Origin of the sequence: Haploplasma axanthum (assembly GCF_900660745.1) — a bacterium.
In the GTDB taxonomy this organism is placed as follows: domain Bacteria; phylum Bacillota_I; class Bacilli_A; order Acholeplasmatales; family Acholeplasmataceae; genus Haploplasma; species Haploplasma axanthum.
The window spans coordinates 1,185,118-1,208,553 of record NZ_LR215048.1 but is presented as its reverse complement, the minus strand read 5'-3'; the positions used below and the strand labels follow the sequence as shown (position 1 = coordinate 1,208,553).

The following is a 23,436-nucleotide window of genomic DNA, read 5'->3' as shown; positions in this document are numbered from 1 at the left end:
CTTTACTAATTGTAATTAAGTGGTTTTTGTTGTATACTTATTTTACAGTGTTAAACGTAGGCCAATTATATAAACTTTAAGAGTTTTATTTCTTTGTTTACATACTAAAGCATTGTAAGAAAAATGATTAATAACAACATGAGGAGGTTAATATGAAAGAAATACTTTTAGTTGAAAACTTAGTAAAAACTTTTAAATTATCTAAGAAACAACAAAGAATTGAAAAAACAAATCAGCGTGTAAAAATTGCAGTTGATGGTTTATCCTTCAAAGCATTCGAAGGTGAAATATACGGTCTTTTAGGACCTAATGGAGCAGGGAAAACTACTACTCTTAGAATCTTATCCACTCTTATTAAGACTGAAGATGGTGATGCATTTATTGAAGGTTTTTCTGTAACTAAACAACCAAATGAAGTTAGAAAGAGAATTGGTTTTCTAACAAGCGAACTTAAACTTGAAGACTTCTTCACACCTAATTATTTATTTGATTATTTTGGTGAATTACATGGTGTTGAAAAAACTGTTCTTGAAGAACGAAAAAATTATTTATTTAAAAAATTTGGCATTGATGAATTTAGTGAAGTTAAAGTCGGTGATTTATCAACTGGTATGAAACAAAAAGTTTCACTAGTTATATCAATAGTTCATGATCCAAAAATCATTATTTTTGATGAGCCAACTAATGGTTTAGACATTATTACAGCTAAAACAGTAACAGACTTTTTAGAGGAATTAAAGTCGTTAGGAAAGACAATAATTCTATCAACTCACATCTTCTCTTTAGTTGAAAAACTATGTGACCGTGTAGGTATAATTATTAACGGAAAAATGACACTCGAAGATACTCTTCCAAACATTACAAAAAACGATACGTTAGAGAATGTTTTCTTTAAAGTTTACAATGCACAAGGAGGAGAATTAGAATGAAAAATATGTTAACAATTATAAAGAAAGAACTTAAAAGATTTTTCACAGATAGAAGAATGTTAGTCTCACTGCTTCTTCCAGGTATTATGATATTTGTTATTTATAGTTTAATGGGAACTTTTCTAGCAAAACAAACAAATGTAGTTGATGATTATACGTACAAAGCAATCGTTGTAAACTACCCAGAAGAATTTAAAAACAATGAAAACTTCTTAATAATTAATAGTACTAAATTTGAACTTATTGATAAAAATGATTTGACTGATGACGTAATTTTTAAACAAATTACTAATAAAGAATTAGATTTATATGTGATTTATGATATTGATTTCTATGCTGAAATGAACAATGAAACTGATAAACCTGAAGTTAAAATATACTATAACTCAAGTAAAAAAGAATCTGCAACAGCATATGAATTATATTATAGCGCCTTAGATAACTTCGAACGTTCAATATCAAATAAGTTTGATATTAATAAAAATCAAGATCTTAAATTCGATCTTGCTACTGATGAATCCATAGCTATTAGAGTTGTTACAGCAATAATTCCGTTCTTATTGATTACTTTCTTATTCTCTGGAGCAATGTCAATCTCTATTGAATCAATCGCTGGAGAAAAAGAACGTGGAACAATTGCAACCTTGCTTGCAACCCCAGTTAAACGTAGTGAAATAGCTCTTGGTAAAATAATTTCATTAAGCCTCGTATCTTTAGTTAGTGCAGCATCAAGTTTTATAGGATTAATGCTATCCTTACCTAAGTTAATTCAAGGTTCTGATATTAATTTAAACATCTATGGACCTGTTCAATATATTTTATTATTCATTGTTTTAATAACTACAACCTTAATTTTTGTAGTATTAATTTCATTGATTTCTGCTTATTCTAAGTCTATAAAGGAAGCTTCTTCATTTGCTTCTGTCCTTATGATTATTAATATGATGATTAGTATTACATCGATGACAGGTGCATCAACGCAAGGTAAAGCCGGATATTTTATACCAATATATAATTCAGTACAATCAATTACTTCAATATTAAATTTTGAATTTGATCCAATAAACTTCTTAATTACGATTATAATTAATATGTTAATTGTTGGTGTTGGAATATTTGGTTTAACTAAAATGTTTAATTCAGAAAAAGTTATGTTTAATAAATAATAAAAAGTTGCCTATTAACGGCAACTTTTTTTATATATCCTCATTGTTATATTTGACAAAATTCAGGAATATCAAGATTATTATGTAAAGAATTTGATAACACTCACTATTCTTATAATTGTAATACTTTTGACCATGGACTGGGAATAAATAAAATAAGATAATTGATGTACTATTTTGATAATATATGTTCAATATAAAATATATAATCGCTATTAAAAAAATACTTATTTTAGTTTTCTTTCTAACAATTAACAAACCTATAAAGAGAATAACAAAACAGTCTAAAATAAGCGTTTCAAACATTTCCATAGTATTTGGTGTCACTAAATCATTAAAACGAAATAAACGTAGAACAGATAGCTTTAAAGTCACTATTACTACACCATTAATTAATATAATAAATGTATAGATGAGGATTTTATTTAAAATAACATACGAGCGAGATTTAAAACAAGTTAGATTATTATGGTAATTCTTATTATGATCATAAATTAATGCTATAAGTCCCATAACTACTATAATCTTCAAAAGTTCATAACTTAACGTTGTATAGGTTTCAATATAGTAGGTTGTATTAAAAAACAAATCATACTTTGGTACATCAAATGGTAAGAAAATAACAAAGTTTAGTATTAGTAAACATAAGTAAATTAAAAGCCCTATTTTAGCCTTGAAAGTTTGAAATTGCTGAACATATATTGAAATCATAGTGAGATATGCTTATTACAGAATTCTTTAAAAACACCTGGATAATGGGTATTTATAATAAAAGTTCTGCTATTCTTTTTACTTTTAAGATAATCTGTAAAAACTTTAATACTAACTTTATCCAAACCATTCAATGGTTCATCAAATATGTTAATGTCACTATCACCTATCAAGTTAACAACTATTCCAAGTTTTTGTTTATTGCCTTTAGATAACTTAGAAGTATATTGCTGTAATGGTATTTCAAACGCTTCTGCAAGTAAATCATTATATCTTCCTTTTTTTATATCTTCCATAATCTTTAAATAATCAATAACTTTCATATCTGGTAAATCAAATATTTCTTCCATGTATGAGATTTTCAAGTTTCCTCTTACACAAAGTCCGTAATCACTTTTTATATAACCACTAATAATTTTTAATATTGTTGATTTACCAGTTCCATTTTCTCCAGTAATGATAATAAAATCATTTTTATATACTTTAAAAGAAATTTTTCGATTCAAGTATTTCTTTCCAACATTTATCAAATCAATTAAAATCATATATATTCAATCTCTTTCCTGCATTTTCTAATATATTATATTCAATCAAAAAACGATGATTACTAATTGTATATATTTGCTTATCTTTAGTTTTGATAATTATTGGTATATAATTACAAACTAAATCGTATTTTAATAAGTCTATTATTAATGTATTACCAATATAACTATATTTTAGATTACTTTCTGGATAAATACTTATTGTATCAATATTAGTTATTATTTGTTCAAGTTCAATCCTAATTTGAGAGATTTGAAGATCACTCGGATCATTTTTCTTTGAATCTATTGAAATCCATTTAATTTCACTTTCAGATTCAATATACATAAGACTTAAATCTCCAATTTTTAAACTAATCTTATTATTATTCATAAAACTAATATCTAGTATAGCTTCTTCAATGCTGTAATCACTTGTTAGATTAGGCATTTTAAATTTAAATATATACTTATGAAAATACTCATTATTAAGCATCTCACTATGTGAATATGTAACATCTACTAATTCCAAACTAAGATTTTTTTTATATTTTTCATCATGTAGTTTAAAATCATTATAGATATTTTTTTCAAGCAGTGGAAATTCATCATCATTTATATAAATTTCAATTTCAATCTTTTGGTTTTCGTTATACAAAAATGAATATAGTGTATCTACAGTAATAAACTTCTTATCGATAGATTTTTTGTTAGTAACTATCAATACAATTAGTAGAATAAAACATACAAAAACACTTGAAATTAATACGTATTTTTTCATATTCTAACCTTCTCTAAACGTTGATATTCTGTTGTAAGTTCAAAGACTTCATACCCACCTCTATTTATTCTAAACCAAAAGAAATATTTAGCAGCAACTCCATTTGTTATTTTACCTTCACCATATGTATATAAATTTACTTGGGTTCCTGGATCAACCTTAACTTTTATTTCATAGGATTCTTTCTTCTCTATTTGCTTTTCATTAGTATATGATAACTTGATTGAGCCATCTAATCCACTTTTAAAACCACCTTTTGTTCCACTTGTTTTAACACCAATTGAACCCGTTGCTGAAAAATTATACTTTGAAACTTCACGAGTATCCATCTTATATGTATAATCCATTGATGTATAACCATCATTGTAATACGAAAATAGGGTTTCACCGACAAACGTAACTTTAACTCGTTTATTAATTTCCTCAATACGCCATCCACTAAACTTCTTCTTATCAACTTTCTTATAATATTTTGATAAATCTTTATCACTATAATCATTTATCAACTTACCTTTTGTTAGTTTGATGTCTTCAAAATTTGTATAATGCTTACTAGCATTAACATTACCCACGCTTACAATCAATAGTAAACCTAATATTACAATAATTAAAAATTTTTTCATTTTCTTTCGCCTCCTAACATATATTAGTTGCACAAAAGTAATTTTACTTTTCAAAAAAAAATAAGCATTTCTGCTTATTTCTTCATAAATTTTTCAATATCGTTAACTTCTTTAATCAAATCTTTTGATAAATTAATACCACCATTTTCAGTTATTAGAATATTATCTTCGATTCTAATTCCGATAGCTTCTTCAGCAATGTATAAACCAGGTTCAACAGTTATTATTGCTCCAACAGGAATAACTTCATCATATAGACCAACATCATGAACATCTAAGCCTAAGTAGTGTCCTAAACTATGATAGTAATACTTTGTTATTTCAGAATCTTCTTTGATAAGTCCAATTCGCTTTAAACCATTAATTAGAATATTACGACCAAATTCATTAAACTCTTTAATTGTTAGTCCAGGTTTTAACCATTCAATAGTTTTTTTATTAGCTTCTAAAACTATTTCATAAATCTCTTTTTGTCTTTTAGTAAATTTTCCATTTGCTGGATATGTTCTTGAGATATCTGAACAATAATTATTGTATTTAACACCTAAATCAAATAAAACTAATTCGTTATCATTTATTGTGTCATTGTTATCAACATAATGTAGAATTGTTCCATTTGAACCTGAACCTACAATTGTATCAAAAGATGTTTCAACACCATTTTTATTCAAAATATAGTTATATTCAGCTTCAATTTCAGCTTCATTCATATTTGCTTTCAAACTTTTCATAACGTGTTCTAATGCTGTTTTTGTGATAGCCATAGCTTTATTTGTTTCTTCAACCTCAAGTTGATCTTTAGCCATTCTAAGTTTTGCTAATACTCTATTAGAATTTAAAACATTAACAGCTGGATAATTTTGTCTATAATCATTAGCGATTATTTCTACATGACTTAAGAAACGACTTGGTTTTTGTTTCTCTAAATCAAAATAAAAATTTTTAATTTCACCAAATTGTGCAGCTCTTGAAACACCTAATAATTGATTTACAAATACATCTAATGTTTCAATATCTATTATATTTGTAAGTGAGATACCACTTAATTCTGATGCTTTTTCGAATGATAATGTTTCACCATCCCATAAAGCTTTAATTGGGTCTACCTTTTCTAAAAATAAAAATGATTCACTTCTTTTTTCACCTTTAACGATTAGCAAAACAACATTTTCTTGGTCAACATTTGTTAAATAGAAAAAATTTCTATTTACACTAAATGGGTAATATTGATCATTTGATTTTTGTTTTAGGAAACCTGAGTAAAAAAATGAAATACTTTTATTTTCTACTGAATTCAAATAATTTTCTCTTCTTTTTTCAAGCATTTTCTTTTTTTCTCCTATCTCATATTCTTTTCATATATATTAATTAGACCTTTAAAGATAATATCATTATCTACAATCACTTTATGAGTTAATAATGGAATTATTTTCTTTGCAAGTCCTCCTGTAATTATAACATCAAAATCTTCATTTACTTCTTTTTTTATTAAATCAATTAAACCATCAACTTGTACTGCTACTCCATATGTAACACCAGATTGCATACATTCGATTGTATTTGTCCCTAAAACTTTCTTTGGTGTTTCAATATCAATTTCAGGTAATAATGCCGTATTTCCAACTAAAGCTTTAATAGAAATTTTTATTCCAGGAGTAATTATTACCCCTTTAATTGCATTATTTTTTGTATATATATACTTAGTAGCTGTTCCTAGATCAATAATTAAACTTGGTTTTTCTTTATTCAAAACTCCAGCAGCTGCACATATAATATCTGCACCAACCTCTTTAGGATTATCAGTAATAATTTTAATTCCAGTTTTTGTTTTTGGTTGGATAACTAATGGTTCAACAGAAAAGAATTTTTCACTTAATTCTGTTAATACAATCGTTAAGCGTGGTACAACAGATGAAATTATTACATCCGTAATTGTCTCAGCAGAAATCAATTGCTTAATATCCAAAAAATATTCATCTGCAGTCTTTTTTAAATTAGTATTAAGTTTAAACGTTTTTCCAATTTTACCATCATGACTTGTTGCAATACCTACTGTCGTATTACCAACATCAAATAATAGTATCATATTATTCTTCCCTCTCTAATGAGTCTTTTGTCGCTATTGTAATTGGAGTTCCAATTAGTGCACCAAATATAGCTTCAATTAATCCGTTAGCCATTGCTATTAAATAAAGGATTGCTATTACACTTTGGTTATTTCCAAAGGTTTCTTCAAATGCACTTGGTTTAAATAATGCTACACTTCCAATCACTAGTACTGTATGAGCAATTGTAGCTAATATGAATACTGATGGAATATATATATGCTTACCATTCTTTTTCATAGTTATAACAAAATATAATCCAACTAATCCAACAATTACTACAATGCTTATCGGTGTAACGATGTTATTAACTTTTTTATAATTATCATCACTTGATATTTTCAAATCATCCATTGTTATTTTTGATAAATTGATATCTTCTTCAGTTGAATCAGGATTATTAACTAATGCATTATAATTTTGGACTTCAACATTGTAATCATTATAAACTACTTTTTTTACAGTTTCCTTAATTCCAAAAAATAGCGATAATGCTGTAACAATTGAAACTATTCCAAACAAAATGAATTTTCCATTTTTAACATTCATAAGTTTTTTAAATCCTTTTGCAATATAAAATGCAATTACTGCAAATAGAATTCTTGGCAATATTGAAATCCATGGGAATACAAATGCCATGTCAAATGCACTTTTTGCTGATAATAATGCTGCAAATAGTGATCCTAAACCAAAGAAAAACCCTAATATAATACTACTCTTCAAACTTAGTAAGAACACACCTATAAGTACTGGTATGTGAACTAACGTTATACTGACACCAGGTAGTATTGTTATAAAACCAATTTGTGGAACAAGTGACATAAATAAGATAATTGCTCCTAATACTGCTGTTAAAACAAGCTCAAAAACTCTATTTCTTTTTTTCATTTTTTTTCTCCTTTTTAGGCCTTTAAAGGTCCCGTAAGCTTTTATTTAATTATTATTTTATATATTTTCCATAAATGTTATTACTTGGATCAGAATATAATCTACGTCCAGTGTTCATTGCATTTATTTTTGTTATTTCATCATTTGATAATTTTATATCCTTAGCACTTAAATTCTCTGCCAATCTTTTATCTGTCGATGTTTTTGGAATCATCATTACACCTTGGCTTAAGCCCCATGCGATTGCAATTGCACCAACTGTACTATTATGCTTAATAGCAATTTCATTTAATCCACTATAATATGGTTCTTCAAGAATTAAACCTCTCATTAATGGTCCATAAGATGTAATTTTAATTCCTTTATCTTCACAATATGCTCTTAGAGGCTCTTGTGATAAAGCAGGGTGCATTTCAACTTGATTTGACATAGGTGGTATTGAAATATCTTTTATAAGCATCTCTAATTGATATCTTGTAAAATTTGATACACCAATAACTTTGACTAATCCTTCATTATATAATTCTTCAAATACTTTCCATGTTTGGACATTTATTTCATTATCATGATTTGGCCAGTGTATTAACAACTGATCCAAATATTCAACTTGAAGCTTTTTCATACTTTCTAAAATCAATTCTCTAGTAATCAAAGGAGAATGATGACCCTGAAGTTTTGTAGTTATAAAAACATCTTTTCTCTTAATTCCACTATCTTTAATTGCTTTACCAACAACTTCTTCGTTTCCATACATTTGTGCTGTATCAAAGTGACGATATCCAGTTTCAATAGCTTTTAAGATAATATCATATGTTTGTTCAGCATCAGTCATTCTAAACGTTCCAAGCCCAATTTTAGGCATTTTATATCCATTTCTATACTCTATCAAAATATCCCTCCTTAATTTTTTCTATTTCTTGACTATTTGTAGTTTCAATAACTTTAAAAACCATTTTTCTTGCTGCATTTAAATCATTGATATCCATCATAGCTGCTGTAGAATGAATGTATCTTGCAGGTAATCCAATTGTTGTTGCTAAAACTCCATCAATTTGATCTAATGCTGCTGCTGCATCTGTTCCACCTTTTGATATAAAATCTTGATATGGAATCTTATATTTTTTTGCCAATGAAACAAAATAGTTTATTAGACCTTGATGCATAACATTTCTAGGATCAAATAATCTTAATAAGAATCCTTTCCCCAAGCCTGGTACATCACTAACATTTAAATCATTAACTGGCGATGCATCAAGAGCAATAAACATATCAGGTTTAAACTTTTTAGTTGATGTAGTAGCTCCACGTAGTCCAACTTCTTCTTGAACTGTTGCTCCAACAACAAGATTAACATCTAAATCAATGTCATGATACTTTTTAATAACTTCAAGAGCCAATCCACATCCATATCTATTATCGATTGCTTTTGAAATAACTCTTTTATTATTTTTAGTAATTGAAAAATTATTATCAAAAAGAATCATTTGACCTGGTTTAACTCCATATGAAATAGTTTCTTCTTTACTAGATGAACCAACATCTAATAAAAAGTCACTTATATTTGCTTTATTACTTTCTTTTAAGTGAGGCGGCAATGAACCAATAATACCTTTAATAACTTCTCCATTGTCTAAATAAACATTCATAACTTGAGAAAGTAAAACCTCTGGCATCCATCCACCAAGGGCTTGAAGTTTTATATGACCATTTTTGGTAATATTTGCAACCATAAAGCCAACTTCATCCATATGACCAGCTATCATTATAGTCTTTGCACTAGGATTATTTGACTTCTTAACAGCAAATATTGAGCCTAAATTATCCATTTTTATACTATAATTTGGATATTGTTCCATATATTTTCTAATATAATTACGAACAAGTTTTTCATTTCCACTTACTCCTGGTAAGTTCATTAAATCTTTATATATTTTATTCATTTATCTTCCCACCTTAAATCTACATTGATATATATTACCTATTTTACTCTTTTTTTCTTCATATTCAGTAAAATATTGATTAATTACATGATTTCGATCAATTTCAACTTCTTCAAAAAAACTATTCAAATATTCAACTGAATCATTAAACAAATCGATATGATCAGTTCTAAATTGAATTTCTCCATCATTTTTCAAGATTTTTTTATAATTATTTAAATATGTTGGATATGTAAGTCTTCTCTTATGATGTCTTGCTTTTGGCCATGGATCAGAAAAGTTTAAATAAATTTTTTTAACTGTATTGTCAGTAAAATATTCAAGAATATCTTCACTATCACCTAAAATAATAATTAGATTACTCAAATCATATAAATCACGTTTTTCGACTATTCGATAACAAACACTAATATTCTTTTCAATGGCTATATAAAGATTATCTGGATTATCTTTTGCCAGTGTTGTAATAAAATTACCTTTTCCACTGCCTATTTCAAGATAAACATCTTTATTATTATCAAAACTTATTTCTTTAATATCTGTTACTACTCCTAAACTATTCATTAAATCGAGATTAACATGCTTAATCTTTTTCTGTCTCATTAAATCATCCCTTAATCTTATTATTTATATATTCATAAACTTCATTACTTTGACCTTTAATTAAAATCTTTAACTCATTTCCTTTTAAAAAAGCCGGTATTTTTAATTCTACTAAATATTTAGCATTTACTTTTTTAGGTTCAATTAGAACTAATCTAAGTCTTTGTTGTTCCTTTTCAATACTTTTAATATTATTTTTACTGCCTAAAGCTTGATATAAATTTTCAAGTATTTCTATACTTATTTTTTCAATTTTTTCTTTTGGTTTTTTCTTTGATTTTAATACTAATAAAACACTAATTATGATAAGTAATATTATTACAACACCAATTATAATTATAACTGGTAAATTTTTCTGATTAAATATTGATAACATAAACCTATTTCTCCTTATTATTTCATTTTAATATACATAGCATCACCAAAAGAAAAGAATCGATACTTATTTTTGATTGCTTCATGATAAGCATTCATAATATTTTCTTTTGAACTTAATGCACTAACTAACATTATTAAACTTGACTTGGGTAAATGAAAATTCGTTATTAATTCATCAACAACTTTAAATTTATAGCCTGGATAAATAAAAATACTTGTATCAAAAACGCCAGCATGGAATCCATTATTATAATTACTTTCAAGTGTTCTGATTGAAGTTGTTCCAACAGCAATAATCTTTTTCTTATTATCAACCGCTTCATTTAATGCCTTTGCAGAGTCAGATGTTATATGATATGTTTCACTATGCATTTTATGATCTTCAATTGCATCAACACTTACCGGTCTAAATGTTCCTAATCCAACATGTAATGTAACAGGAATTATTTTTATTCCTTTTACTTTTATTTTTTCTAATATCTCTTTAGTAAAATGCAATCCAGCTGTCGGTGCTGCAGCACTTCCCAATTCTTTAGCATAAACCGTTTGATAACGATCTTTATCATTCAATCGTTCAGTTATATATGGAGGTAGAGGCATTGTTCCTAATTCTTCTAATATTTCAATTAAAATATCATTATAAATTAATTCGAATATTCTAATACCTTCACCTTCATAACCAATACATTTAGCAATCAATTTATCACCAAAAGTGACTTCATCCCCAACTTTAATTCTTTTTGCAGGTTTAACTAATGTTTCCCATTTATCTTTTGATATTTCTTTTAATAATAAAATCTCAATATGAGCATTAGTATCTTTCTTGCTTCCAAATAATCTTGCTGGTAATACTTTAGTTTCATTTAAGACTAAAACATCACCCTCATTTAAATAATCAACGATATCATAAAAATGTTTATGTTCTATATCGCCAGTTTTTTTATCCATTACCAATAGTTTTGAATAATCACGTTTTTCCATTGGACTTTGTGCAATTAATTCAACAGGTAATTCAAAATTAAAATCTTCAACTTTCATTATTCTAAAAATCCTTCATAATATTTTACATTCAATAACTCATAAGCTTTCTTCATTGCCACTCTCCCACGAGCAGTTCTTTTAATATAACCTTCTTTGATTAAATATGGCTCGTAAACATCTTCAATTGTTGTTACTTCTTCAGCAATAGATGTTGCTAATGTTTCAACGCCAACAGGTCCACCATCAAATTTTTTAACAAGTGATTCTAAATAAAGTAAATCTGCTTCATCCAATCCATCATTGTTAATTCCCAATTTTGTTAACGCATGATCAGTAATTTTTTCATTAATTTTACCATCACCGATAATTTCTGCAAAATCTCTTACTCTCCTGAATAATCTATTGGCAATTCGTGGCGTTCCTCGACTTCTTGAGGCTAATTGTATGCTTGCTTCATCACTAATCTCTGTTTGATATACATCAGAAGTTCTAAGAATAATTTTCTTAAGTTCACTTTTGTTATAATAATTTAGTCTAAAAATCACTCCAAAACGATCTCTTAGAGGTGCAGATAAATCCCCAAATCTTGTTGTAGCTCCAATTAATGTAAATGGCGGTAAATCAATTCTAATTGATCTAGATTCATTTTCTTTACCGATAACAATATCTAATACATAATCTTCCATTGCAGCATATAGTATTTCTTCTACAAATCTTGGTAGTCTATGAATCTCATCAATAAATAATACATCACCTGCATTCAAAGAACTTAGAATAGCAGCCAAATCACCACTTTTTTCGATTGCTGGTCCACTTGTTGTTTTAATGTTTGTACCAAGTTCATTAGCAACGATTTGTGCAAGTGTTGTTTTACCTAAGCCAGGAGGACCGTATAATAAAATATGATCTAGTGCCTCATCACGTTTTAAAGCTGCTTTTACATAAATATCAAGCATTTCACATATATCTTTTTGACCAACAAAATCAGTAAGTTTCTGAGGTCTTAATGTTTGTTCTTCATCTTCAATTAAATCTTCGGATGATAAAATTTGATTTTTCTCCATTATTTCACATCCTTTTTTAGTTTAATATCTTTTTCAATGCTAATTTAATTATTTCTTCAACTGTTAATTCATTATCAATGTCTTTTAAAACTTTAACAACTTCTTTTTTAGAATAACCAAGAGCTAGAAGTGCCTCTTCAGCTTCTTCAATTTTTTCAAATCGTACTAATTGTTCAGTCTCAACAAGTTTTCCATGCAAGTCTAAAATTATTTGTTGTGCACTTTTATTTCCAATTCCTGGAAACTTAGTTAAGAACTTTGCATCACCATTTTCAATTGCTAATACAACACCATTAATATCATCGGTGGCTAGTATGCTTAAAGCACTTTTTGGTCCAATTCCATTCACTCCTATAAGCTTTATAAATAGTTTTTTAGCATCTTCTGTTTCGAAACCATAAAGATTATTTATATCTTCTCTAACATAGTGATGTGTATAGATTGTTTCTCTATTTTCTAATTTATATTTATAAGGATTAGGCACAATAATCAAATACCCTATTCCATTATTATCAATTACAACATTTGATGGTTCAATCTTTTTGATTATTCCATGAATATATGAATACATTTTAAGCAACTCCTTATCTAGTATATGATAACATTTTTTTGATGTTTTTGCTATTTATATTATCTTTATTATGAGATTAAATACTGTTATATCATATTTATATGATAGTAATTGATTTTTTAACATTTAGACTTTGCATATGTTATAATTAGTATGAAGGTGACTAACTATTAAAAGTCAAGTGTTATTTTAAAGAAAACACGAAAAGACCTCTATTTGCTTAGAAATGAGGTTTTACTAGTTATTACAGATGACTTTTACTTAACCGCCACAGTTTAAGTAAATAGTTATTTTAGAAGACTCGAATCAAAATATGTTTTAGTTGTTTCTAAGTGATGTATAACTCGAATAAGTTTCTTTGCTAGATTTACTTGCGCTACCCTATGGTGTTTACCTTCTTGTTTCTTCTTATGATAATAAGCATAAAATAAGGGGTTGTTAACCATCAATATCAAAGTTATATTGATTAAGGCGGATCGTAAATATTTGCTGCCACGTTTAACTAGTTTACCGGTAGTAGACATGGTTCCAGATTGTTTAATTGTTGAATCTAATCCAGCATATGACACCATCTGAGAAGGACTATCATAAAGAGAAATATTACCGTATTCAGCTAGAATAATTGCTTCGGTAAGTGTTCCAATACCTTTAATACTTCCAAAGTATGTAGGATATTTCTTCATTAATTCGGTAATCCTAGATTCAATCACTTTGATATCTGTATTAAGTTTCTCAACGTAAGATATCGAAGTACTAAGTCTATCTAAATGATAGTCTTGGCTAGTACCAATTGTTTCTTTTGCTAATTCCTTAAGTTTCATAAACTTAGGATAAGAAAACTTACCCATTGATTTTTTTCTAATTTTATCATAGTGAAGATCAGTCATCTTGGCTATTTTATCTGGAGACTTAAAATAGCTTAAGATATATAAAGAAGTATCTGAATAGCCTTGTTCCTTCATAAAAGGATTAAACTCAGGGAAAATAATATCAAGTGTTTTGGTTATCATGTTGTATTGAGCAGTCCTAAATGAAATAAGTTTTGAACGTTCACGTGTTAGTGATTTTAAGGCACTTATATGATAAGATTGATGATGATAGGCTTTGTAGTCTACAGTCATCATATACTCAGAGATTAATTTTGCGTCTTTCTTATCTGTTTTTAACTTTCTTAGTGATTTAGAGTCGCTAAACTTCTTGACTAAGAGAGGGTTAATTTCCATGAATGAAAATCCATGGGAAGAAAGAAATGATTTTAAGTTATCTCCGTAATGACCTGTAGCTTCAAGGCCTATTATCATTTCACTTTTGTTAAATGGTTTAAAGTGTTCTAATAACTCCTTAAAGCCTGATGAATTGTTTTCAAAAGAAAACGACACACTTGTTTCAGTGGCGATGAAACAGTCGTGCTTGTACTTAGAGATATCTATTCCAATGTAGATCATAAGTACACACCTCCAATTAAATTTTTGGTACTGTGTTAAGTCCAGCAAGTCTTTATCTCATAATCATGTAAAAAGCGTCAAAGCGCTAACTAACTATTGCTGATTAAAATAAAGACCGTGGTAAGCGTCACCTTCAAACAGTCAATGCTGTATAAATATGTAACAAATCCACAGTACATTTATATTATATTAAATTAGAAAGAAGGGAGTAAATAATTAAGTTGTATTCTAACTAACCTAATACAATTTAATTATTACATGATCAATATGTCCGAAAAAACTATAACTGGTTTAATCAACCAACTTAATAATATTAATTTCGAATCAACTACTGAAGAACAATTAATTAAAGACAAATTATTGTCTATTTTTTCTACATGCTTCATTGATGAACTAAAAATTAATAAAGATATTGATCTTTTACAAAAGGACTTATTAAACAATAATTTGTTAATTAATCGCGAATATTCTGAAACAATTGAAAATATTAACAAATCTTTGAAAATTGCTTTAGAAAAAAATTCTAAACAAATTAATATTTACTATGAGAATGCTGAAAAAGAGATTGAATTATCAAAAACAAATTTTCTGATTGCAAGAAAAAAACATAATAATGTTATGATTGAAGAACAAAAAAGTTTCAAGCGAATTACTACTGAAAACTCATTAACATATGATGAAGAAATCTCTCATATTCAAAAAGAAATCACTGATGTTATGTCACATTCGCACATTGAAACTCAAAAACTTGTTCAAGAGAAAAGTAATAAACTTGAAACAATTGAACAGGAATATATTATTCAAAAAAACATAATTATAGAAAAATTAGATGAACTAAAAAACTTATCTTCTTCTAAAATCAATGAATTAAAAGAGATTATTCCGAATGAATTAAAGATTAAAGATGAATCATATTTGAGCATTAAAAAAACACATACTCAAACAAGTGTTAAACTAAATGAATTTATTAATAATCTAAAAGTTAAATTTCATACCGAAAAAGAAAATTTAAATAATGATTATTTCATAACAATCGATACTCTAAACAAAGAACTTCAGACTTTAAAGACCGAATATGAAAAACAAAAAGAAACTATTCAAAATAGTTATTTAGAAAAAGTTAAAGCATTAAATGTTGTTTTCGATGTTCAAAAAGATGTATACAATCAAAAAACAACAGAAATAATCAACAAAAATAATGAATCTGTTACTTCAATTAATCGGGAACTTAGAAATATTAAAGAACAATTGAATAAACAAATTAAACTACTAGAAAAAGAGAAATTTCAGGAGCTTTCAAAATCTAAAAAAAATGATGAACGTGATGAAATTAATCGAAATTATAATAAAGAATTAAAACTATTGAATAACCAAATTTTATTAAATGTTAATAAAAATGCTGAAGAATTAAAGAAACAAGAATTTATTTTCCAAACTGAATTGTTTAATCATGACCATCAACATATAAAACAAATAAATGAATGGAGATATAGTAAAAATCTTTACGATATGGAAAGAAAACTTCAAACAGATAAAGTTACTGCTGATTATAATCACAAGGTTTTTATTATTGATGAAAAGAAAAATCTTGAAAAAGATGTTTTAGATTTAGTTCAACAGATTAAAGATTTAAAACTTGAAAAAAATCTTCTACCAATTGAAACACAATTATTTATCGCTTCAAATCTTCAAAATCGCGAGATAAATTTATTAAATCTAGAGTTTGAAAGCAATAAATTGCAAAACGAGTTAAATCAAAAATTAGTTGAAAAAAACTTCTTTTTAGAAGAAATCTCTCTTAATCATTCGTTAGAAATGTTAAATACTCAATATTATCATGATAAACGTATAATTGATATCACATATCAACTTGAAATTGAGAAAGAAATTTTAAAACGCGATAATACTGTTTCAATATTAAATATGAATATTGACCTACAAAAATCACTTTTAAAACAAAAAAATGATCGTTATTATCGTATTCTACAAGGAACAATTAAGCGTGAAACATTACAAATTGATATTTTAAATAAAGAGTTTCAGTTCTTCTCAACAAGTACTAGAAAAAAAGCTAAAATTGAACATGAAAAAAGAAGTGCGATTATTCAGGAAATCAAAAGTAAAAATCAAAATCAAATTGTTCTTCGTAAAAATCAAAGAAATATTCTTATAGAAAAAAATGAAGCTGAAACAAGAGAAAAAATTAATGATTACTTCTTCTCATTAATAAGCAAGTTCTATATTAATGAAGAAAAAGTTTATAATTTAATTCTTAATTTAATTGAAATCCCTGTTCACCCTGAAATTTTTAGAAAAGTTATTAAACTAGCTATTGAATATTCTGAAGTAACATATAACAATTCTTCAATTTTACTTCAATTATATATTAAAGATGATAAAGACGAGTTTGATAAAAGACTATTTGGGTTAACAGACTATAAATATCGTTTAAAACATGAAGAAATTCTTGATTTATATAATGATAATATGAAAGTTATTGATGAAAAACAACATGAACTTAGATCAAAAAAAGAAGCTATTGTTGCTGAAAATAATGAATTAAAACAAAAAATCACTCATACAGAATACTTAATTAAAACATATAAATCTACTTCTAATAATGATTTATTATATAATGAACAACTTAATGTTCTTTTAAACGATATTAAAGATTATTCTATTTCTCAAAATACTAATAATGGCGTAATTAAAGCAATTGAAAAAGAATTAAGACCATTAACACTTTCGTTAAAGAAAAATAATCTTGAAAAGACTAAAAATGAATATTCACTTTCTAAAGAAAAAAACAATGAAGAGTTCAAGTATAAAAAACTATTTAAAAAACATGAAAGAATTTATAATTATCTAAATGTATATTTAGAAAATCATTTTTATGAGATTAAAAAAAGATATTCAAGTTTATTAAAAACTCCATATTTGAATGATACCACAATTGCGTACGCTAACAAAAAGTTTGCTTTATTGTTTAAAAAACATTATCAAAAAATGATTTTAGTTAATCAAAAATTACTTTCATTCTGGTTAAATTTATTTATTACTTCTAAAGATGAACAAAGTATTATAATTAAAAACTTTGATGAATCTACAAAATCAGTCATAAATCAGATTAAACGTTCTTATAATAAGTTCATTAATATTGAAGAAAATGAAAAACAGGTTCTTAATAATAAATATGAACTTGAAATTAAAAACTTAAAAGATGAATTAAAAGAAAAGAATGAAAAAACAATTGAAGATGTGAAAATAACAAATATCACATATAACAACGTTTATTCTGAAACAGAGAAAAAAATCAATGAAATTAACTTAAAGAATAAATATAAATTACAATTAGTTGCTGAAAATCTAGATGAGGTTTTAAATAATCTCTCTGAAACATTATCAGTTACTAAAAATAATTTACGTAAATCAAATGAAAAATTAAGAAATAAAACTTTACTTGAAATATCTTCAATAAAAAAAGACATTCTAGATAATGCTAAAAAACATACATTAAAAAGTAATACAACAATTAAAAAATTCGAGGATCAACGAATAAGTTATCTAAGTAAAATGAATTCAAGACGTAAAAAATTAATCACATCAATTACCAAGTATAATGAGGTTATTAATCAAAAAAACCATGAATGTGATAGAAATATCCAAGATAATCTTAAGCAAACGAAGAATATCAAACGACACCTTGACTTAACACTTAAAACATTTAAATCAAGAAGTCGTTTTGATCAAAATCGTTTAACTAGAAAAGAACGAAACACATTAAAAAAGAGTTATCGTTTTAAAGCGAAACAGATAAAATCTAAACACAAATAAAAAAACCACTTTTGAAGTGGTTTATTTTTTTCTTTAAGTTATTAAAAATAAACTGGGGTCATTGTATACCTATGTAATTATCTGGGGTTATAAATAAAGAAAATCCTTCTTGTGTTATTATAGTTTTGCACACTTAATAATCAAGGAGGATTTTCATGTATGATAATATCATAAAAGTATTAGAAATTGAACACTTAAGTCATAAAATTGAATCTATTGATGCAGTATCAACTGATGGAATTGTTAGTTTTCATATTAAGCTTAAAAAAGAAACTATTCCATGCCCTTTATGCAATGGAATTACCACTACACATGACTACCAAAATAAAAATATAACTCATAGTATTTCTACAAATAGAAAATCTTATATTATTTATCGTAGTAGAAGATATCGATGTTTAATATGTAAAAAACGTTTCTTTGAATCTAATCCCTTTACTATTAAGAAAGATAGAATTAGTCATTACACCAAACTATCTATTTTAGAACACTTAAAGAATCCTTCTAATACATTTACTAGTGCTTCTACTATCTTTAACGTTTCTACTAAAACTGTTATTGATATTTTTGATGATTATGTTGATCCAAATAGAAATATATTACCTAAGTTTTTATGTATCGATGAATTTCATGTTTCAAAAAGGACTAAACATCCTTATGCTTGTCTATTCTTAGATTTTGAAACAAAAAAAATAATTGATGTTTTAAAAACTCGTCATAAATCATATCTATTAGAATATCTATCTAGTCTTAAACATACTGAATTAGATAGTGTTAAAGTAGTTATTATTGATATGTGGAAGCCTTATAAAGACGTTATATCTAAAGTTATGCCTAAAGCTTTAATAGCTATTGATTCTTTTCATGTTATTAAACATATTAATGATATCGTTAATAAGCATCGTATTAAAGTAATGAATAAATATGCTGGTAATATTGAGTTTAAAACTTATAAGAATGATAAATATTATATGTTAAAGAAGTTTCATTATTTCTTTACTAAAGAATACGATAATATCTATAATGGTTATATTTCTATTCCTAAGTTTAGAATTAGTCTTAATAAATCTTCTATTAAAGATTTTCTTTTATCCATTGATGATGATTTAACTGAAGTTTATAAAATCAAGGAAGAATATCGTGAGTTTAATAGAAACACTAATTTTGATGATGCTAAAGAATTATTATCTGATTTAATTACTAAATATCGTAATCACAGGTTAGAAGATATTAGATCTTTTGGTAAATTACTTTCTAATTGGAAAGATGAGATTATTAATTCCTTTATTAAATCTGATTCTAACAGAAGATTATCTAATGGTCCAATTGAAGGTACTAATTCTAGAATAAAGACTATTATTAAGACTAGTAATGGGATTAAAAGTTTTAAGAGATTAAGAGCTAGAATCATTTATTCTATTAATAAAGATGTGGCTCTTAAAATACCTGAATAATAATATATAAGTGTGTAAAAAAAATCGACTTCCATATATAAATGGTTGGCGATTTTTGTTATTAGACCCCAGATTATTACAAAGGCTATTTTCTCAATACCCCAGTTTATTACTAAGAGCCTTTCTTTATTAATCGCCTAAATAATCAAACTCATAGCCATAAACATTGATAGTATCGCCTGTTTTAGCCCCTAGTTGTCTTAGTTTATCTTCAACACCTAGCGTTCTTAATTGACGAGCAAATCTCTTAATTGATTCTTCTTCGCCAAAGTTGGTTCTGTTAAAAAATAATTCAACTTGAGAACCAATCACATAGAACATTCCATTTTCACGATAAATATCAACATCATTATCTTTAGTTTCAAGTTCATAAACTTCATGAGTCTTATCTTCATCAACAATAAGAGGTGGAATATTTTCAAGTTCATAAATTACACGATCAAGTAATTCATTGATACCTTCTTTAGTATATGCAGATATTAATAATGTATCATAATTTGAAAACTTCTTTAAAGTATCATTAATTTTTTCTTGATCAACTGCATCACTTTTATTTAAAACAACAATTTGTTTTCTTTTTAGTAATTCTTCATTATATTTTTTTAATTCATTATTGATAATTTCAAATGATAAATATGGATCTTCGTTTGTCAAATCAATAACATGTAAAAAGATTCTACATCTTTCAATATGTTTTAAAAACTTAATTCCTAAACCTAACCCATCAGCAGCATTCTCAATTAGCCCTGGTAAATCAGCTAGAACAAAATCTTTATTTTTATAATTAACCATTCCTAAATTTGGTGCAAGAGTCGTAAAAGGGTAATCAGCGATTTTTGGTCTAGCATTAGAAACTACAGATATTATAGTTGATTTTCCAACACTTGGAAATCCTAATAATCCAACATCTGCTAAAACTTTTAAATCAATTTTTATTTTAAGAGTTTCACCTTTATCACCATTTTCACTAACACGTGGTGCCGGGTTTTTATTAGTAGCAAAAGCCATATTACCTCTACCACCACGGCCACCTTTAGCAACAATTAATTCTTGTTTATTATAAGTAATTTCACCAATTTTTCTACCTGTTTCAGTATCATAAACGATTGTTCCAAGCGGAACTTTAATATATGTACTTGATGCATTTGCTCCATGCATACCCTTAGACTTACCATTTTCACCATTTTGGGCTTTTATATGTCTTTGATATCTGAAATCAACTAGTGTTAATTTACCTTCATCACCAACAAAAATAACGTTGCCACCATTGCCACCGTTACCACCACTTGGTCCACCATATTCAACATATTTTTCTCTTCTAAACGAAGTCATACCATGACCACCACGGCCACCATAAACTTCAACTACTACTTCATCTATAAACATTATTTTCACCTACCTATAAAAAAAGGATAACGTTGGTTATCCTTCGTAAACTGACACTTGAGTACGATCGCGGCCTTTTCTTTCATATTTAACAACACCACTAACTGTTGCAAATAATGTATCATCACCACCACGGCCAACATTATTGCCTGGATGAATTTTTGTTCCTCTTTGACGATAAATAATTGAACCTGCAGTTGCGTATTGACCATCAGAAAGTTTTTGCCCTAATCTCTTTGAATGTGAGTCGCGTCCGTTACGAGAAGAACCTACTCCTTTTTTAGATGCGAATAACTGAATGTTAAGTTTTAACATGCTATCCCTCCTTTTGATTTTTTATATATTTTGGATACTGTTTTTCTAAATCATATAATGTGTATTCTAAATTCAATAAAAGTTTATTAACAATTTCATTGTTGTTTAAAACTTCAATTTTAAAATACCCCTCATCGATCCATAATTCTCGATTAGAATTAAGATCTAATAATTCAATGGCATTTGCTGTAACAATGATTGCAGTTGAAACTGCAGCACAGACGATATCTTTTCCTGAGTGGTCATATTCAGCATGACCAGAAATTTCAATCGATTGGATAATACCATTTTCTACTAAATAACTTGCTTTAATCATAATTTAATTAAACTAAGATATCTTCAATAAGTACTTTAGTATAACTTTGACGGTGACCTTGTTTCTTGCGGTAGTTTTTCTTTGGACGGTATTTAAATACTATGATTTTTTTACCACGGCCTTGTTTTTCAACTTTACCAACAACTTTAGCACCTTTAATTACTGGTGTTCCAACTTTTGGTTTATCTCCACCAATTGCAAGAACTTCTGTAAACTCGTATAATTCTCCAGCTTCTACATCTAATTTTTCAATATAGATTGTATCTCCCTTTTGCACTTTAACTTGTTTACCACCTGTTTTAATAATTGCGTACATGTCGTTACCTCCTTATATTTGATTTGAAGACTCACTATTAAGGTAGTATAAATACATTTTTAACCTGTTCTACGTGGTACAACATACTATATTTTATATTATATTAGGGTTAATGTCAATAAAAACACATGATTATTAGTCATTTTCTCCCATTTCAGTTTCTTTCTTAGGCTTTTTTTTGAACAAACCAAAAAGTTTTTTAGGAAACATCGCAATTGCTTCTCCAACAACGCCTGGAAGCATCGCTGCAGCCTCAATTAAAGCCCCTCTTCTAATTTCTTCTTTAGTAATTTCTTTAGCATCACTAAATAAATACTTTCTTGTTACAATTCCAATTCTAAGTGTCAATAATGCATTTGAAACACCTTGTAATATTGATGATATTAAAGGTTTAATCAATGGTATTTCTCCCAAAATATTCATTGTACTATTAGGCAGTAAATCATTTAAATCCATATTTTCTAAGCCTTCAGCAATTAAAGCTGTTGTAAACACATTAATAGTTAACTTAGATAGGTTCTTCATATTTGGTCTAAATCCACACATTTCAACTAATTCTCTAATCATTTTAATATTAACAACAACAACAGTATATAAATCTAATCTTCCATTTTGTGAGATTGCTGTTGAAACCATTACAGTCTTAGCATTTTTTCTTATTACTGCATTTATTTCTTTCTTAACATGTTTGTTAAAAGCTTTATTTAAAGCTTCTTTCAATTCTTTTGTATTCTTCATATTATTTTTAATATCATCTTTTAATTCTTCAGGTAAAATATCTTGCTCAATTAATCTTTTAGCAACCTTTTTATAAACTGCTCTATTTTTTCTTGAATCTTTATCAAGTGTAGTTTCAACACTAAAACTTGGTGAAAATAAAATGATATGAACTGGTCTTAAAATTAATAAATATACTAAAATAACAACCAAAACATAAAAACCATACTCAACCCATTCATTAATTTTTCTAAGTCTTTCCCCAACACCAAGAACACTACTTAACAACATTAGTAAAAATAAAACAATTACACCAAGGGCAATAGCATACCATAAAAATCGTGATTTTGATTTTGTTTTGTTCATCTGTTCTCACTCCTTATCATAAA

Annotated in this window: 23 protein-coding genes; 4 read left to right on the top strand and 19 right to left on the bottom strand. The window is 26.9% G+C overall.

The window, feature by feature from the left end; genetic code table 11:
• Positions 1-152 precede the first annotated feature (152 nt).
• Together EXC62_RS05655 and EXC62_RS05650 are read left to right on the top strand one after the other, a co-directional pair.
• The gene (locus tag EXC62_RS05655) at positions 153-929 is read left to right on the top strand and encodes an ABC transporter ATP-binding protein (protein ID WP_162140263.1); all 777 of its coding nucleotides are present in this window, start codon (positions 153-155) and stop codon (positions 927-929) included.
• Positions 926-2,095: an ABC transporter permease gene (locus EXC62_RS05650; RefSeq protein WP_026390792.1), complete on the top strand. Its 1,170-nt coding sequence runs from the start codon at positions 926-928 to the stop codon at positions 2,093-2,095. The genes EXC62_RS05655 and EXC62_RS05650 overlap by 4 nt, the downstream gene beginning before the upstream one ends.
• A gap of 707 nt (positions 2,096-2,802) precedes the next feature.
• On the opposite strand, the gene EXC62_RS05645 is transcribed toward EXC62_RS05650, so the two are convergent.
• From EXC62_RS05645 to EXC62_RS05580, 14 genes are all read right to left on the bottom strand, one after another.
• A complete protein-coding gene (locus tag EXC62_RS05645) occupies positions 2,803-3,351 on the bottom strand; it encodes an ATP-binding cassette domain-containing protein (RefSeq protein ID WP_162140264.1) in 549 nt (182 codons plus the stop codon).
• On the bottom strand, positions 3,338-4,111 hold the full coding sequence (locus EXC62_RS05640; protein ID WP_162140265.1) for a hypothetical protein: 774 nt from the start codon (positions 4,109-4,111) through the stop codon (positions 3,338-3,340). The genes EXC62_RS05645 and EXC62_RS05640 overlap by 14 nt, the downstream gene beginning before the upstream one ends.
• On the bottom strand, positions 4,108-4,734 hold the full coding sequence (locus EXC62_RS05635) for a hypothetical protein (protein WP_162140266.1): 627 nt from the start codon (positions 4,732-4,734) through the stop codon (positions 4,108-4,110). Before EXC62_RS05635 ends, EXC62_RS05640 begins: the two co-directional genes overlap by 4 nt.
• Positions 4,735-4,808: 74 nt before the next feature.
• Entirely contained in the window at positions 4,809-6,059 is a 1,251-nt protein-coding gene (locus EXC62_RS05630; RefSeq protein ID WP_026390797.1) for an aminopeptidase P family protein, read from the bottom strand.
• Positions 6,060-6,073: 14 nt separating this feature from the next.
• Entirely contained in the window at positions 6,074-6,820 is a 747-nt protein-coding gene (locus tag EXC62_RS05625) for a type III pantothenate kinase (protein ID WP_026390798.1), read from the bottom strand.
• A 1-nt stretch (position 6,821) separates the two neighbouring features.
• Complete coding sequence (locus EXC62_RS05620) at positions 6,822-7,727, bottom strand: ECF transporter S component (protein WP_026390799.1); 906 nt, start codon at positions 7,725-7,727, stop codon at positions 6,822-6,824.
• A gap of 52 nt (positions 7,728-7,779) precedes the next feature.
• Complete coding sequence (locus EXC62_RS05615) at positions 7,780-8,616, bottom strand: aldo/keto reductase (protein WP_052589975.1); 837 nt, start codon at positions 8,614-8,616, stop codon at positions 7,780-7,782.
• Positions 8,603-9,667, bottom strand: coding sequence for a M42 family metallopeptidase (locus EXC62_RS05610; RefSeq protein WP_026390801.1), 1,065 nt, complete (start codon positions 9,665-9,667; stop codon positions 8,603-8,605). The genes EXC62_RS05615 and EXC62_RS05610 overlap by 14 nt, the downstream gene beginning before the upstream one ends.
• On the bottom strand, positions 9,668-10,270 hold the full coding sequence (gene trmB / locus EXC62_RS05605; protein WP_035375814.1) for a tRNA (guanosine(46)-N7)-methyltransferase TrmB: 603 nt from the start codon (positions 10,268-10,270) through the stop codon (positions 9,668-9,670).
• Between the two features lie 4 nt (positions 10,271-10,274).
• Entirely contained in the window at positions 10,275-10,646 is a 372-nt protein-coding gene (locus EXC62_RS05600; protein ID WP_162140267.1) for a PTS transporter subunit EIIB, read from the bottom strand.
• A 17-nt stretch (positions 10,647-10,663) separates the two neighbouring features.
• Positions 10,664-11,686, bottom strand: coding sequence for a tRNA preQ1(34) S-adenosylmethionine ribosyltransferase-isomerase QueA (gene queA, locus EXC62_RS05595; RefSeq protein WP_026390803.1), 1,023 nt, complete (start codon positions 11,684-11,686; stop codon positions 10,664-10,666).
• Positions 11,686-12,693, bottom strand: coding sequence for a Holliday junction branch migration DNA helicase RuvB (gene ruvB / locus EXC62_RS05590; protein WP_026390804.1), 1,008 nt, complete (start codon positions 12,691-12,693; stop codon positions 11,686-11,688). Before ruvB ends, queA begins: the two co-directional genes overlap by 1 nt.
• Positions 12,694-12,709: 16 nt before the next feature.
• Positions 12,710-13,264 carry a Holliday junction branch migration protein RuvA gene (gene ruvA / locus EXC62_RS05585; RefSeq protein WP_026390805.1) on the bottom strand — a complete coding sequence of 185 codons (555 nt, stop codon included), beginning with the start codon at positions 13,262-13,264 and terminating at the stop codon, positions 12,710-12,712.
• Positions 13,265-13,551: 287 nt separating this feature from the next.
• Positions 13,552-14,709, bottom strand: coding sequence for an IS110 family RNA-guided transposase (locus EXC62_RS05580; protein ID WP_129747514.1), 1,158 nt, complete (start codon positions 14,707-14,709; stop codon positions 13,552-13,554).
• Positions 14,710-14,976: 267 nt separating this feature from the next.
• Here EXC62_RS05580 and EXC62_RS05575 point away from each other — a divergent pair, with 267 nt between their 5' ends.
• On the top strand, positions 14,977-18,543 hold the full coding sequence (locus EXC62_RS05575; RefSeq protein ID WP_026391040.1) for a GumC domain-containing protein: 3,567 nt from the start codon (positions 14,977-14,979) through the stop codon (positions 18,541-18,543).
• A 155-nt stretch (positions 18,544-18,698) separates the two neighbouring features.
• Positions 18,699-19,997 carry an ISL3 family transposase gene (locus tag EXC62_RS05570; RefSeq protein ID WP_129747438.1) on the top strand — a complete coding sequence of 433 codons (1,299 nt, stop codon included), beginning with the start codon at positions 18,699-18,701 and terminating at the stop codon, positions 19,995-19,997.
• A gap of 129 nt (positions 19,998-20,126) precedes the next feature.
• Here the strand turns inward: EXC62_RS05570 and obgE are convergent, their stop codons facing one another.
• The 5 genes from obgE to EXC62_RS05545 all read right to left on the bottom strand — a co-directional run bounded on the left by obgE (position 20,127) and on the right by EXC62_RS05545 (position 23,413).
• Positions 20,127-21,383, bottom strand: coding sequence for a GTPase ObgE (gene obgE, locus EXC62_RS05565; protein ID WP_026390833.1), 1,257 nt, complete (start codon positions 21,381-21,383; stop codon positions 20,127-20,129).
• 36 nt (positions 21,384-21,419) lie between these two features.
• Complete coding sequence (gene rpmA / locus EXC62_RS05560) at positions 21,420-21,698, bottom strand: 50S ribosomal protein L27 (protein WP_026390832.1); 279 nt, start codon at positions 21,696-21,698, stop codon at positions 21,420-21,422.
• Between the two features lies 1 nt (position 21,699).
• Complete coding sequence (locus EXC62_RS05555) at positions 21,700-22,014, bottom strand: ribosomal-processing cysteine protease Prp (protein ID WP_026390831.1); 315 nt, start codon at positions 22,012-22,014, stop codon at positions 21,700-21,702.
• A gap of 7 nt (positions 22,015-22,021) precedes the next feature.
• Positions 22,022-22,330: a 50S ribosomal protein L21 gene (gene rplU / locus EXC62_RS05550; RefSeq protein WP_026390830.1), complete on the bottom strand. Its 309-nt coding sequence runs from the start codon at positions 22,328-22,330 to the stop codon at positions 22,022-22,024.
• 135 nt (positions 22,331-22,465) lie between these two features.
• Complete coding sequence (locus tag EXC62_RS05545; RefSeq protein WP_026390829.1) at positions 22,466-23,413, bottom strand: YcjF family protein; 948 nt, start codon at positions 23,411-23,413, stop codon at positions 22,466-22,468.
• Positions 23,414-23,436: the final 23 nt, after the last annotated feature.